General features: G+C 48.8%; 4 protein-coding genes. 3 read left to right on the plus strand and 1 reads right to left on the minus strand.

What is annotated here, in order from left to right; genetic code table 11:
• The first annotated feature begins 72 nt into the window (after positions 1-72).
• The 3 genes from SynA15127_RS03625 to SynA15127_RS03635 all read left to right on the plus strand — a co-directional run bounded on the left by SynA15127_RS03625 (position 73) and on the right by SynA15127_RS03635 (position 3,436).
• Positions 73-456: a Crp/Fnr family transcriptional regulator gene (locus SynA15127_RS03625; protein WP_186485556.1), complete on the plus strand. Its 384-nt coding sequence runs from the start codon at positions 73-75 to the stop codon at positions 454-456.
• 62 nt (positions 457-518) lie between these two features.
• Positions 519-1,901: an MFS transporter gene (locus tag SynA15127_RS03630; RefSeq protein ID WP_186485039.1), complete on the plus strand. Its 1,383-nt coding sequence runs from the start codon at positions 519-521 to the stop codon at positions 1,899-1,901.
• Positions 1,902-1,954: 53 nt separating this feature from the next.
• Positions 1,955-3,436, plus strand: coding sequence for a deoxyribodipyrimidine photo-lyase (locus SynA15127_RS03635; RefSeq protein ID WP_186485040.1), 1,482 nt, complete (start codon positions 1,955-1,957; stop codon positions 3,434-3,436).
• On the opposite strand, the gene SynA15127_RS03640 is transcribed toward SynA15127_RS03635, so the two are convergent.
• On the minus strand, positions 3,433-16,293 hold the full coding sequence (locus SynA15127_RS03640; protein WP_186485041.1) for a hypothetical protein: 12,861 nt from the start codon (positions 16,291-16,293) through the stop codon (positions 3,433-3,435). The genes SynA15127_RS03635 and SynA15127_RS03640 overlap by 4 nt on opposite strands.

Below are 16,293 nucleotides of genomic sequence, written 5' to 3' on the forward strand. Positions count from 1 at the left end.
CAGGGAAGCAGGGAGGGGCATTACCTCTCCTTCATCTGTGATCACCAAACTTCGTTGGTGACGATGACTTCCATGCACGCCCTCGACACCATGCTTGCGCTCGCCAGCAAAGGCGAGGTGATCACCCTCAAGGCCGGTGAGGTGTTGTTCTCCACTGGAGACACAGGATCCACCATGTATGGCCTGTTGGAGGGATGTGTCCGTCTCACCTGGATCGGCGAAAGCGGCACCCAGGGCCATGAAGACATTCCCACCGGTCACGTGTTCGGCGCGGGCGCGCTGGTGATGAGGGATCACCAGCGTCTGGGTACGGCGACCGCGACCTCTGATTGCCGCCTCATCGAAATGAACCGTGAGAAGTTCCTTTTCGCGGTTCAGGAGGCCCCGATGTTTGCCATCGAACTGCTGGCGTCCATCGATGAGCGTCTGCGCGACATCAAGCTGAGCGACAACTGATCGGGAAAGAACGCAAGATCCGGCCCTTTTTGAAAGAGTGGATGTGCTAAGGGCGCATTCTTGTGGGTCGAATCCGTCTCGCTCTCCGCCTGGGGTTGTTCCAGCTCAGTCTTGGAATCCTCGGCGTCCTGATCCTGGGACTGCTGAACCGTTTGTTGATTCAAGACATCCAGCTGCCGGCGGTGCTGGCGGCGTTGGCCGTCGGTGGTCAGCAGCTGATGGGGTTCACCCGCGTCTGGTTCGGCCACCGCTCCGATCGCATCCCCCCAAGCCGGCTGCGGCGTACACCCTTCATCGTGATCAGCTCGTTGGCGATTGCTCTGTTGTTCGGTGTGGCTTGCCAGCTTGTGCTGCGGTTGGCGACCAGCATGGAGACCTCCGGCGGTGATCTCAATGCGCTGCTGATTGGCCTGTTGATCCTTGTCTTCGTGGCGATTGGCACGGCGATTGCCGCTGGTGGAACAGCGTTTTCGGCCTTGATCGCTGATCGCACCACAGAAGCCGAGCGGCCGCAGGTGCTGTCGGTGGTGTGGGGGATGCGTCTTCTGGGGGTGTTGCTGGGCAGTGTTCTGGTGAATCAGGTGTTCGGCAGTGCATGTGCGGCCGATGCCAGCCGCACCGCTGTTCTGGCCGGGCTGCAGCGTCTGTCGGTGGTGACGCCCTTCGTGCTGCTGGGGCTGGGGGTGGCGTCGGTGTTCGGCGTGGAACGCCGCACCACAGACTTGATAGCGCCTGTGGGGTCAGCAACCCCCGATGTTCCCCAGAGGTTGGCTTTGCCCCAAATGCTCTTGAAACTTCGGTCCATCCCTCAGGCCGGTCGTTTCCTTGGGGTGCTGTGCCTGTTCACCTTCAGCATGTTCCTCAACGATGTGGTGCTGGAGCCCTACGGCGCCGCCGTCTTTGGCATGAGTGTCTGTGCCACCACATCGCTGAATGTGTTGATTGCCCTGGGTTTCTTTGGTGGCTTGGGGCTCAGTGGCTTCTGGTTGATTGAGCGCGTCGGCAACATCCGCACGGCCCGGGTGGGGGCGGTGCTGGCAGCACTGGCCTTGATGCTGATGCTGTGGGCCGGGGCTGATCAGTCGATCCCCCTGTTGCGGGCTGCCGTTGGCTTGTTTGGACTGTCGCTTGGGGTGTGCATGAATGCCTGCCTCACCTTGATGTTCAGTTTTGTGGAACCCGGGCGCACGGGCTTTCTCCTGGGCCTCTGGGGAGCGGGCTATGCCTATTCCTGCGGTCTGGCCACGATCAGTGGAGGCGGGCTGCTCACCTTGTTCCAAGCCTGGAATGGCGGGGATCTTTTTGGAGCCTATGGCGGGGTGTTTGCCCTGCAGATGGTCTGTTTCCTTGGAGCCGCGTTGATGACGCGCCGTTTGGATGTGGTGGGCTTTCGCGAAAAGGTGAAAATTCGATTCAGCGAAGTGATGGAGATGGCGGTGGATTGAACCTTGGATGGAGCGCCGGATCCACTAGAACCGGGATCCTTGGATTGCAGTGAATGCCACCGCTGCAGATCGTCTGGTTCAAGCGTGATCTGCGCATCGTTGATCACCGCCCCTTGCTGGCTGCTGCGGAGCGGGGTCCGGTGCTTCCGCTCTACATCGTTGAGCCGGAGCTGTGGCAGCAGCCCGATGCCTCCGAACGCCAGTGGCTCTTTTGCAGGGAGGCGCTGCTGGAGTTGCGCCGTGCCCTCGCCAATCTGGGGCAGCCGTTGGTGGTGCGCACAGGCGATGTGGTGCAGGTGCTGGAGCGGGCTCGGCGACAGCTCGGTATCGATGGCCTCTGGAGCCATGAGGAAACAGGCAACGGCTGGACCTATCAGCGCGACAAACGGGTGGGGCTGTGGCTCCGACAGAACGGAATTGAGTGGACCGAAATTCCCCAGTTCGGGGTGACGCGCCGGATGCGCACCCGCAATGGCTGGGCCAAGCGCTGGGAGGCTCAGATGACGGAGCCCTTAATGTCTCCGCCTGCAGGGCTCCCCGTCTTGAAGGGTGTGGATCCCGGGGTGATCCCGGAGCGGCCCTGCCCCGAACTGCTGCTTGATCACTGTCCGCAGCGGCAGACCGGTGGGCGGTCGATCGGCCTGGGGGAATTGCGCGACTTTCTGCAACACCGTGCACCGCGCTATCAACGGGCCATGTCGAGCCCCAATACGGCGTTTACCGGGTGTTCACGTCTGTCGGCCTATCTCACCTGGGGATGCCTGTCGATGCGGGAGGTCCTGCAGACCAGCCGCAACCACAGTGGTCGCGGCGTCAGCAGCTTTGAATCGCGGCTCCACTGGCACTGCCATTTCATCCAGAAGCTGGAGGATCAGCCGACGATTGAATTCAGCGACTTTCACCCCTTCATGCGCGGCATTCGTCATGCCGACAGCGATCGACTGACGGCCTGGAGCGAAGGCCGCACCGGCGTACCGTTCGTGGATGCCTGCATGCGGGCGCTGCAGGCCCATGGCTGGATCAACTTCCGCATGCGAGCCATGCTGATGTCTTTCGCCAGCTACCACCTCTGGCTCCCCTGGCAGGAGAGCGGCATGCATCTGGCCCGTCAGTTCGTCGACTACGAACCCGGCATCCACTGGAGTCAGTGCCAGATGCAATCAGGAAGCACCTCGATCAACACGATCCGCATCTACAACCCGATCAAGCAGGGGCGGGACCATGACGCCGATGGTGTGTTCATCAGGCGGTGGTGCCCGGAACTCGCTGATGTCCCGAGCGACCATATCCATGAGCCATGGACATTCCTGGCAGGCCATCCTGCGCCGATCGTAGATTGCACGGCGGCAGCTCGTGAGGCGAAAGAGCGGATCTGGGCGATCCGTCGTTCTGCCGGGTTCGATCGGCACGCTGAGGTCATTCAAAGCAGACACGGATCCCGTAAGGCAGGCCTGAACCCGCAGAGAACCACGCGTCGTCGACGTCGTCGTCTTGCGGAGGATGCCTCGATGCAGCAGCTCACCCTGGAGCTCTAAATCGATTCCAAGGTCGAGAGTTCTGATGTGATGGACTGACCAGGGAACGTTCCTGCCGTGAAACGCATAAACAGCTCGACATCCGTGATGTCCAGGCTGCCGGGATTGGTGTTGGTCACGCTGACGTTGTAGACGTCGGTCATGTCGTAATCGCCGTTGTCCACACTTGCATCGATGTGATCGATCATGTCGCTGGATGTGGTGCGGCTGCCGACATAGGAGGCAAGTTCACTCATGATTGGATCCTGGGAGACCCGACCGGTGATGAATCGGCGTGCCAGAGCCAGGCCATCGGTGAGCGACGTCAGCTGATCATCAGCGTCGATATCTTTCGGTCCCAGCGATACGAGGCTGTCATCCGATAGATCGGAATCGTCCGTCTGCTGGTCATCTGTTGTGCTTCCAGACTCGCCCCCGGAGGACTCGCCAACGACCGCATCAAAGTCGACATTTCGACTGACGAGAGCCAGGCCACCAGGGCTGGTGATCTCACCGTTCACCAGGCCGTCATCATCACCACGGGCACCATCACGGACATACAGGGCCAAAACATCCGCACCGCGCTGGCTTGGATCGGTGTCCTCCAGCAATGCTCCGGTTCCCGTCACCTCGTCGTAGGTGTAGATGAAGGGATCAGCATTGGCTGGTCTGCGGTACCAGACCAGACTCTGAGAACCCTCCTCCAGTTGGGCACGGATTTCATCACTGAGATCAATTTCGATTCGCTGCAAGCCCAGATCAAGAATGTCTTCATCATCAAGATCGCTTTCCACGGCAATCGACTGGTCAGGCTCCTGCATCACCAGTGATTGACGTTTAGCCAGGAAGCCCGAGAGAGTACCCCGTCCTCGACCAACCCGAAGATCAACAGGTTTGGAAATTGGCTTGAGATCATCAACCTCATCAGCTGTTGCATCAGCAAGAGAGGCAATCTCCTTGGCGCCGAATTCACGACTTGAATTCACTTGACGCAATTCTCCAGACTGATTGGCGGCAAGTTCCGCTTTGTTGGTTTCATTCACTTTGCCTGAAATGTTTTCCGGCGTCTGTTTCTTCATCAAGATCGGTGTCGATCCAGTTTCTCCACTGCCTGTTTTCAACGTTGATTTGATGATCAGAGGATTGCCGGAAAGTTCCTCGCCTTTTTCACCAAGATCTTTCTCAAGCTTTGCCTTTGTTGATTTCAATTCGTCGTCGGTTGCTTCCGGCAAGGCTGCAAGATCGGCGAGGTCATCTTTCGTGATCTTGACAAGATCCTTCAGGTTTGAGGCATCGCCAAAATAGGATTCGAAGATGTCGGAGTGGGAAGCGATATTCTTCGTGGCCTCCAGAAGAGCGTTCTCCAACGTGTCATGAGACTTGATCAGGAGTGAGTAGGAGGTGGGTTGATGGTTGTGGCTATGGAGATTGGCAATGAAGTTGTAAACCTTGTTCTGTTCGAATCTGTCATCACTCGAAAGGTCGATCACAACTGTTTCGTCAGATGGAGTGAATACCCCGGTCTCCGCATCCTCTGTTCCCCAGTTCCAGCTTCCTTCATGCCAGCCAAGATCTTGATGGTCCACAAGAAGACTGACATCGCTGAGCTGGCTGAAGTCAGTTGCACGAATCGTATAAATTTCACCACCAGTCAATTTCATCGACCAATAATCTTCTGTGTCTAAAGAATTGAGCTTCCCTTGTGAGGCCATTCCATTGATCGCCAATGACCCACTTGGATCGTTGGAGGTGTCTTGGTCGATTTCCAGCGTCGTGGTTGTATCGAGTATGTATTCAACATCAATATCTCCCGAATTGCCTGAAGAGAAGTATTCGATTGTGTAGAGGCCCTTGGGGAGATATTGCTCGCTTTTGCCGTCATAACTGTTCCCCCACCACTGACCGTTGAGGTCAAATATTTCAAACCAAACTTCACTCGAAACATTGTCATAATCAAGAATTGCAAGAGTGAATATTCCATCGGAGTTAATCGCAATTGTTTCGTCGGCATATTGATCGCTCAGGTTCAGAGTGTTGTTCTTGATGGAGAAGGATTCTTCATCATTGCCGCCGATTTGAATAGCATCAAGAGCATCGGAATCAAAGGCTGTTGTTTCGATTGTGAGTTGATACGGTTGCTGGATCTCTTCGTCGAGACTTGCATGTTCAATGATCAAGCGGTAATCACCTTCGGGAAGAGTGAAAACAACATTTCGTTCATCATTGCTTGGAGAATCTTTCCATGAATCCAGTGCAGAATTATGTGATCCACCGATGTAGTTGGTGAAGCGAGGTGTAATGTTCTCGACAAAGAAATCCAGGTTGGCGTCGCCTTCATCGTCCAGCGTCCGTCCGCCTTGATCAGTCAAACTGAAACTGACGTTGGAGATCTCTTCGAGATGGAAGTTGTAATGGTCAGCGATCTGGAAGTCAGAGTGCTTTGACGAAAGGGAACCATTATCATTCATATAACTATTGCTGCTCGAGAGGTCGTTGCCAGTTTGTTTGAAGACAACATTGACACTGTCAATGTTGTTAAACCAAGTGTCTGGATTGTTGATGTCAAATTCTACAGAAAAATTGTTAATGGCAAGATTTCTGATCGAGGTTGCATTACCTAATCCATCGGTTAAGGCTGTGCCGAGGTAGCTGAGAGAAACCTCATCATTTACTTGAACAGAGGATTCCAGTTGTAATTCAAGATCTCCCCACTCGTTCATCCGAATGCTGTTGGCACTGATGGATCGTCGGTCGTCGTTGACGCCGGCTGTGATCAGGAAATTGATGGGGTTGGGAAGGTTGGTTGTCGTGAGACTTTTCCCATTGACATGAACTTCAGCAGGGTCATCCAGACCCATGTAGAGACGATTGCCGTGAACATCGGCCCAGCGTACAGAAGGCCCCTCTTCGTCTGGAGAAATATTCTCGATGGGATGCCAATGAAAACTATGGCTTGTCGCACCATTGACATTTGTGAATGGCTCGCTGGTTGAAGAGCCATCGGCAAATGTTGAAATAATGGGGTCGTATGTAACATCAATATTCACTCCCGACGGAACCTTATTCGACAGGTCAAAGATTAATTTTTTGCCTTTAACTTCGATCGTGCTTTCAGCAAATTGAAGCTGAGTCTGCTCTCCACTTTGAGGATTCCAGGACCAGAATTGGAAGTCGCTTATTTCTGGAATAACTGCTTTTGTAGAGTCGTCAGTAAGATCAGCCTTGGAGTGAAACGATAAGGTTGCTTTCTTGCCTTCAACAAAACTTTCGTCTGGATTTAGGGAAATCCACTCGTCAAGATCGTAACCAAACTGCTCATATCGGGCCCAGTTATCGATTTTGAGTGGTTCCTTGAGAACGATGGATTCTCCTTCCGCATCGCGTAAGCCATGACCTTCTTGTAATGCAAAAGTGATCGTCGATTTTGGCTTGATCGTCAAACCACTGTCATCTTTCAAGCGAAGTTTGAGACGATGTCCCCACTGGATTTCTGTGGAATAAGCTGAGGGATCGACGAGCTTGTCGTCAATTCTCAGGATGATGTCTCCTCCTTTATAATTAGACTTGCTATCATCATTTGTGATTTCAGCAATCCTGTAAAGACCTTGGTATTCAATGTAAATTGATTTGTTGCTGTCATAATCTTCCCCTGACGGATCAGTGTAGCCCCATTCAAAAGTAGGTTTGATGGAACCTACATTCATGACCCACTCTTCTTCATATGTTTGCCATGATTTGTGGTAGCGGTCTTCTGCTTCTCGGAATCGTTCTTCGTTGCTTGGATCGTGAAGAGTCCAAGCCCATAGATCAATCTGGGGCTTGCTTCCTCCTTGTGGCGCAGTGAAATCTAGATTGGCAGAGACAAGATTACGATGATCATTTCTGACTTGATTTCTGTTCGTTATTTCGAAGATATCGTCTGAGAAGATGGTTTCATTGGTATTGGCCGAGGTCCCAACATTACGAAGCACCTCCAGGATCAGATCCAGGAAGTCGTTGGCTTCGAGAAATTCATCATCGCTATCAATTTCGATGCCAGCATAGACTTTGGGCTGATAGTTAAGCTCGTCGATGATTCCATCGCGAACTTGATAAAGTTCATCGAAGAAAATATCTTCGCGCTGCTGCTGACTGAGTTGTCCCTCGCCTGATTGATAGTGAAGATCAAAAATAATCGCATAGTCCCTCCACTCACTCCAGTCATGTGGACCGTCAGAATGCGGGACTTCCAGGTTGAATCGCAGGACAACGTCATCGCCAATATCAAAATAATCACCTTCTAAATTAATTAGTCTTGGACTGATTCTTTGTTGATCCCAAGCGACAAAGGGATTTCCTTCAATCCAAATTTGTGGATGATAGTCTGACCAAAAAGCTTGAACAGGTTCTTCGCTGACTGATAGGCGATTCAGATTGTCACCATAACGGTCAACTTTCAGGACACTAACCTGATCACTATCCCAAGAGTCCCATTCTCGAAGGCTCATGCTGAAGCCATCAGGATCAGAGTCAATAAATTGCCCAAAGTTGTAACTGTCTTCTTCTCCAAACCAGATGGCGTTATAAATCTGCTCAGTATCTCCATCCGGTGTTGTGAGCTTCAGGTCTACTGTGAATTCATTCAGGCCGCCTCCTGAGTCATCAGCGGGATGCAAGCGTAAGCCAGGGTTTTCAATCTGGTCGGTTGTCGAAGCGTTGTCATTCATGATGTGAGCCTCAAAGAAGCTCCAGTCATCATCCATTTGTCCAGGGTTCAGGAAGGCATCTGCAGGTAGAACCAACCACTCCGAATCCTCCTCATTGTGACCCCGTGCTGAATCCCAGTTGTCATTACCACTGACAACCCATTCTTTTCTCACAAGGGTGCTGTGTTCGGTGGCGTCAACTGTTCCTGCTACATCCCATGGCCCTCGATCGTCAAAATTGCCAAGCCAGTCAATGACCGTGTAAGACGTCTGATCCCCACGAACCAGTGCAAAGCTGTCGTCACCATCTCCTAGATATTCGAACAAGTGATCAGCTTGATCAAGGATTCCAGGTTCTGCACCGGGGTCTGCAATCAAGTAAACATCTCCAGACTCAATCGTTGCACCTTCGGGAAATTCGTTCCAGAATTCATAGACCCCCCATGTGGTTGTGTTGTTAGATATAGTTGGGAATGCATAATTATCGAGCTCCATCCTGGATGAAGTGGGATTAAAAATCTCGATATATTTGTTGGACCCATGGCCTGTTGTGTATTCTGAGAAGAACAGGCTGGATGCTGTTTCTGAGTTGTCGTCTTGGGGGAATACGTCATCAAAACTGATCTTGTATGTGGCTCCTTCTTGAGAGGATCCGTTGTCACTCGTGAAGATAAACTCATTGGCGGAAAACGTCATGCCCTCGATATTTTTGAAGTCTCCACTGATGAAACCTGAATTGATATTCTCTCCAGATTCAAGATCAAGAAGTTGAATATATGCCAATCCCTGATTATTTTTCTCTCCATTAATGACGGCAGATTTTCCATGTAATGCTGCAAGATATTGAATATCAGATCCATCCCGCGTCACTGTTGCCAGATCTCTTAAATCATTGATGCCGGTCTCGATGATCCGCAGCTCAGAGCCAAGAACCCCGTCTCTGAAATCATATTCATAGACATCTCCTGATTTTTGCTCGCCGACAAGAATGGAATCAAATTCTGAGAGGAATACCAGTGACTCGTGTTGATTGTCAGACTCTTCAGATGTGTCAGGAATTGTTTCGATTCGGACTATGTCTGGCACCCCATTGGTTTCGATGATGTCGCCATTTTCATTGAGACTGAGACTAAAAATCTTGGATGGTCTGTTGTTGTCAAGATCACCCTCATCCAGAATGTAAAGCGTTGATGAATTGAGGTCATAGGTAATGGCTTCGCCGTCGATTGAAACAGACTCTCCCTTGGAACTATTTGGTAGGGTGAAATAGACGGGTGAATGCTTGCCATCTCGGTTGATTCTTAATAGCTGCAATGTGCTCTCTGAATTGAATTCAGCACTGTCATCTCCGTCTTGATGTGCCGAGACGAAGCCATCTGAAATGATGTATAAGAAGGAATTACTGTCTTCGGTTACTACAGATGTAATGCCACTGGCTTCAAAGCCGTAAGGCAAATTAAAATCTGGTTCAATATACAAAGCATCTGCAAGCAATTTGTCTCTATATTGTTGTCCTGAGTGATACCCTGGTCCTGCATCGATTGATATGGGTGCTGTGAAATAAGATTCAAAATTATTGGCTGTAGTCGTTGTCGTCAGGTAGGTGGCAGAACTTTCAGACAACCACTGCTTCTCTTCTGCCAGCAGAGACTGGAGTAGCTCTTCGATTGAATTCAGATTTTCGATCTGATCCAGTTTGATTGTTTCTGACGGAATTTGATTTGGACCGATCTGTAGAGAAACGCTCAGGCCATTGTCGGTGTTGAAAATTGATTCAAAAAGCTCTTTGTCGAAGAAAAGGTGAAGAGATGATTCTCCCTCAATCTTTTCGATGGGAATATCTTCACTGATCAGATCATCATAAGAAATTCGTAAATCCCAGTTAGAGGGTATCTCTTCGAGGCCAAGATCTTGCGATGTGGATGGATTCAATTCCAGTCTCAACTGGTTGTAGCTGGCTTTTGCTGTTGCCAGGTCGAGGGCGGTCCAATGATAAAAATGATCATTCGCCTGAGCCGCAGGATTTCGGGCTTCAAATTTGAGATCTTCTGCAACTGCTTCACTCAGGCTGATCAATTCTGTTGTTGATGCATCCCAATCAATCGTGAGATAGTTCTCAACCTCTGCTTCGGCAAGCCGCAGACCGTCTGGGTTGGAAAAACGGAAATTATCGGAGCGATTTTCAAGATCTGAATCATCAATGGTAATGCTCTCACCAGTTCTCGTATCGATGAGCCCAAAAGATGTTGTCTTATTCTTCGTGTTGATGGTGAGCTCTGAAACCTGATAGGGCCTCCACTCGTCGATTGAGTATGGCAGTGCATCATGCCAATTAAAATCAATCAACATCCCTTCTGAGATTTCAAGCGACGTACCATTGAGGACGACCTTATTCATATCGACATCGAGATATCCTTCTGAATCTTCTCTTCCTGGGAGAGTGTATTCGTTGCCGTTCACCCTGACATCGAGCTGATAGGCATCGTCATTCCAATGATCTGAAAGAGCGCGAGTTTCGTATACAAGCGGACCGATTTCCAGTGTTTCGGTACTTGATTCTTCAAATTCAAACAGAATCTTCGATCCTTCCGGGATATCGCTACTAAAAAAGCTCAGCGCCATTTCATGCTCTCTCTGCCAATCTCCCTCTGCTTCGTTGAAGTAGGCGTTGGCATCTCTCATTGTAGTTACATTATCCTCCAATACCAAATCATTGGCATCGACAAGTGAAACATTTCCCTTGAAATTACCATTTTCATCAAAGTGTGCGCTCATATCCTCTGACTTGAAGACGATTTCTACAGCTGCCAACTCCGTTGTATCACGATCAGCTTCTCGTTGACGTTTGAGTTTTTCGTACTCATTCCAATTCAGCTCCATCCTCTCATTAACGACCGACTCTGCAATCTTCAGGCCAATGCCTCCTGGATTGACGCCATTGTTCCAACTCCACCGCTCGAAAATATTGGCGTCAAACATTTGTACATTCCAGTTGTCTTCGGAATCGATTAATTTAAAACTTGTAGTGTTGCTGGAGTTGTCGATTGTCAGATTATCTACACGGTATGGGTGATATGAGCGAATATATTGAGGCAATACTTCGTGCCAGTTGAAATCCATAAGGCTTCCATTGACAATATCATGATTTACGCCAATAAGAACGACTTGATTGTTGTCAAGATCTAGCCAACCTTCCTGTTCTTCATTGCCGGGAACATTTAATCTCCATTCTTCAGCAGCGCTGCGAATTCCTAATTGAAATGCGTTCTCAGAACCGTGATCTGTCTCCGTAAAGGAATTAAGATGCAAAGGTAGTTCAAGTGGGTTGTCCCAGTATTGATTGGCATCGAGAATAAGTTTGTCTCCATCAGAGATCTCTGACCCCAGAAAAATCTCAAGGCGCTCATGGGTATTTTCCCATGAATCATCTGAGTAATTTTCATCATTGCGGTAGAAAAAGTCTGATTGGATTAATCCAGCAATCTCATCATCGATCAGTTGCCCAGATGAATCCACAAGACTGATTGTGCCATCAAATACGCCAAACTCGTCGATGATGTGGGATAAATTTTTTGCCCTGAAATTAATCTCAAGTGCTGAAATGCTAGAGACTTCCTGTTTATCTGACCACTCATTCTGCTGCTTTTGGTAGGCGTCTTGGTCAAATTCAAGATACTCTTCTTCGATGGCCTTCCACATCCGTAGGCCATCATTGCTATCAGCAGATTGGTACTGTGCAATAGAGTCAAGAATATTATTGCTTGCAAAGCTCACTGCCATCGATTGCTGACTATCAAATAATTTGAATGATGTCTGCTGAAGATCAGGGTTGATTTTGAGATCGTTAACCTGATAACCCTTGTAGGCCTGCACACTTTCCGGCAGGGTCTCGTGCCAGTCAAATCCAATTAAGTCACCTTCAATCAGTTCATGATCAATACCAGTCAAGACGATTCGATGCGTACCAAAATCTAAATGTCCCTCTTGCTTTTCAGCTCCTTCAATGGAATGAATTGTTTCTTTGAATTTGATATTTAGTTGGAAGTAATCATCGTTTCCGCTACGATCAATTTCTGTTCTGCTGCTTTTGTGGAATGGTAGTAGGAGCTGTTGATTCCAGTGATCACCACCATCAATCACAAGGATATCTCCATCCTCTGCTGAGAAAGGAAGCATGACATGCAAACGTTCGTGCTCCTTGTCCCAATCACTTTGATGATTGTCTGTCCATGAGCTGTAGTTGATCAGTGCCGGAAGGTCTTCTGCACGGATGTTATTTTTTTCACGCACCTCAAGGTCACTATTTTGTAATGTGATGCTGCCAGTGAAGCGTCCGTTCGTTACCAAGCCTTCTGCGAATTTTCCATCAAAGACAACCTCCACAATCGTGGCATTGTTCGTCTCTGCATCGGCTTGTATTTTTTGTCCTTCAATCTCGTAATATGCTCCAGCCGGATCTAGCTGGATCACCTCTTTCTGCTTCGCCTTCCAAAGTCGCAAGCCACTGTCACGATCGCCTGAATTATAGTTTTTGATTGTTTGGCTGATAGCATCATCACTAAAATCAACGACCTCGCCTGCCTCTTGATCAAATAAGTCAAAGCTGGTTATGTTCGTGTCGTCTTCTGTTTCCAAATTGATGATCTGATAAGGCTTGTACTCATCCAGTCCCTGCGGGAGAGTGCTGTGCCAGTCGAACCCGATCAGGTCGTCATTTTGAAAATAATTCTCGATGCCCTCCAAGACAATTTTTTGATCTTCCAGGTCAATGAAGCCTTCTTGCTCTTCTTCTCCTTTGATAGTTAATATCTCCTGATTTACTTTGATTCCCAACTGGATATAATCATTTCTCGTCGAGTAGTCAACTTCGGTCCTCAGCTCGCTGGACAGTGGAAGATTCAGGTCCTTTTCCCATTCATCACCACCATTGATTCTTAGAGTGTCACCAGCCTGCGCCTTTTCAGGCATATAGATGTAAAGACGTTCATTCTCCTGCTCCCAGCTGCTCAGGTTGTCGTCGGTGAATCCGTGCGGATTAACGACTGCTTTAAGGTTTTCGGATTTGATTGCTCCTTCAGGATCCAACAGTGAAATGCTTCCTGTGAAACCACCGTTGCTCACCAAGTTGCCGAAGTCTTTGGCTTTGAAAACGACTTCAATCAAGCTGGTCTTTTCATAGGCATCATCTTCTGCTGCTGCATCAGTGGACTGATAGGTGACTCCGTTGTGATCTAGTGCGATGTAATGACGCTCCTTTGCTCTCCATATGCGAAGACCCTGATCAGAGTCGCCATTCATATAATCTTCGATTTGCTGTTCAGGATCATCACTTTCAAACTCAACCGATTCTTGGTGCTTTGGATCAATCAGGCTGATGGTTGTTTCATTCGTGACGTTATTCGTCGTCAATTGCTCGATTTGATAAGCGTAATAAGACTCAATGCTCCATGGGAGAGTTTCATGCCAGTCAAATCCCAGCAGATCGCCCACATTCAGTTCGTGGTCAACTCCGCTGATGATGATCGTATCCTGATCAAAATCTAAGTAACCTTCTTCTGCCTCATAACCTTTGATCTCATGTCTTTGCTTATTGATTTTCGCACCCAGTTGGAAATAATCATTTCTGAATGAGTTGTCTACTTCAGCTGTTGTTTCTTCGTAGAGTGGTAGTGTCAGGGATTGATTCCATGCATTTTCCGCCCCAATCACTAATGAATCACCATCTGTTGCTTCGATTGGTATAAAAAGATGAAGGCGGGTGTAGTTGGTTTCCCATTCGTCTTTTGTCTCGTTAATCCATGCATCAGGATGAAGCATGGCCTGAATATTTTCGGCTTTAGTGAGGCCATCATCACCAATCAATCGGATGGAGCCATTAAATTTGCCGTTGTCGATTACGTCATCCAGATTGGGTGCTTCAAAGACCACTTCAAGATGGCTGGTTGGGTCCTGCGCAGTTTCAGGAAACTGATCCCCATTCTTCTCATAGATCACAGCTTCATGATCAACCCTCAGGTTGTCCCTCAGTTCTGCTCGCCACATTCGTAGACCGCTGTCTCCTTCGTCGGCTTCGTGTTGGTTAATCTTTTGCTGCAGTCTTGTATCGGAAAATAGTAAATCTTCTGATGTCTCGCTATCAACTAATCTGAACGTTGTGCGATTGTAATCGCTATTTATACTCAATGAGTCAACACTATAAGCATGGTGACTTCTGATGCTTTCGGGAAGTGTTTCATGCCAGTAGAAGCCAATCAGATCACCATTTTCTAGAATGTGGTCTGTCCCCTCGAGCACGATTTGCTGTTGGTTAAAGTCAATGAGGCCTTCCTCCTCTTCGTCTCCATCGATTTCATATCGATTCTTTCCCGATAGTATTCCTAGTTGAAAGTACTGATTGTCATTAGAGTGATCAACTTCAGTAGATGTCTCCATGTATAGCGGCAACTGCATCGAATAGGTCCAGTCGTTGACGCCATCAATCACGAGAACATCTCCATCCTCTGCCTTGCCAGGGAGAAGGACATGCAGGCTTTCGTATGATTGCTCCCATTCGCCGTTATCTCCGCGTAACGCCTCAGGTGAGATCATTCCTGTCAGGTCGGTCTGCTTTGCATTGCCATTTTTATCCAGGAGTGAGATATCACCCCGGAAGATTCCATCCTCTACCAGATCGCCCAGATCTTGTCCTTCAAATGTGACTTCGAGCACGCTTGTTTTGACATCAGAAATGTCACTGCTGAAGAACGTGTCGAGTGACGTTGACGTGTAAGTCGTCTGTGGATCGACTGTGTTCGCCAGATCGATGAAGCTATTGTAGTAATTGTCAAGGATTTCCGAGGTGGCACCATTCTGTTCAAGATTCGAAAGCCACCAATGGAGATCGTCAACATCGCGTTCCCCTATCCATCCAAAGTCTGTTCCTCGTCCATCAAGACCTGGTTTGAAGAAAAGTCTGAAGTTGTCGAGGCTGTAGGTTGCAATGTCGCTTGCTTGATTGGCTAGATCAACAAATGCCTGTTCGTAGTTTTCAACAATCGTTTCGTCAATTTCGTTGTTGCGAAGATGCTCAAGCCACCATAGTGAATCCTTTCCACTCCCCTGGGTGTTGAGCCATCCCAGTTTGGTTCCTTTGCCGTCAAGTCCTGGAGAGAAAAATTGCTCGTAGTTTTCGTTGTTGAAGGTTCTATCCGTCTGTGCGTTGTTGGCAGTGTCTGTTAGTGCATTTCTGTAGGTGTCGACAATCTCACTGCTGACACCATTGTTTTCGAGATGCTCGACCCACCACAGTGTGTGTTCAAGTTCGCCACTTGCATTGATCCAGCTGAAGTCTGTACCTTTCCCGTCAAGTCCAGGGTTAAAGAATTGTCGAAAATCTTCGGTTGAGTATGATCGATTGAGGTCTGAGAGGTTGGCGAGATCAACATAGGCAGATGTATAAGCATCAATGACATCCTGCTCAACTTCGTTGTCTTCAAGGTAGTTGATCCACCAGACAATTTCGTTGAGATCACGATTGGTGCTGCTGATGTATTCAAAATCGTTCCCTCTGCCATCGAGTCCTGGCCTGAAGAAGGATTGATAGTTCTCCGATGAGTAATCAGAGCTGTTGGTGGCATTGTTGGCCACATCGGCAAGGCTTGATTTGTATTGCTCGATGATGTCTTCTGTGACTAAGCCGTTGCCAAGGTTGTTTTCGAGATCGTTAATGATATGTAGACGGTCTTTGGCATCATTGCTCCACAACCAATCGAAATCGGTTCCCTGGCCATCGAGCCCTGGCTGGAAGAATGTTTCGTAGTTTGTGCTGTCATAGTCTATTGATTCAGATGCTTTATTGGCGACGTCGACAAATGCCCCGATGTAGCTATTGAGAATGTCTGATTCGACTCCGATGTTTCGAAGCTGATTGATCCACCATAGTTTGTCTTGCAGCGAGGTGTGGTGGATATGTTCAAATGCCGGAAGATTGTTGACGTATTCTTTTTGAATGTCGCCACTGAAATATGCTTCGAAAATGGTTCCATAGGCTTCCAGTGAGTGAATGGTTGAGCCCATGTGATTTGAAGCACTTACACTTAATTTTATTATAAGCAATTTTGTTTCAACGGCACCACTCGCAACGGCTTTGCGTGATGCCTCAAGATTGGCGCCTGTTGGAATTGTGTTCGACAGTCCTGTTGTTGGGCTTTGCAA

This window comes from Synechococcus sp. A15-127 (genome assembly GCF_014280215.1).
GTDB lineage: Bacteria > Cyanobacteriota > Cyanobacteriia > PCC-6307 > Cyanobiaceae > Parasynechococcus.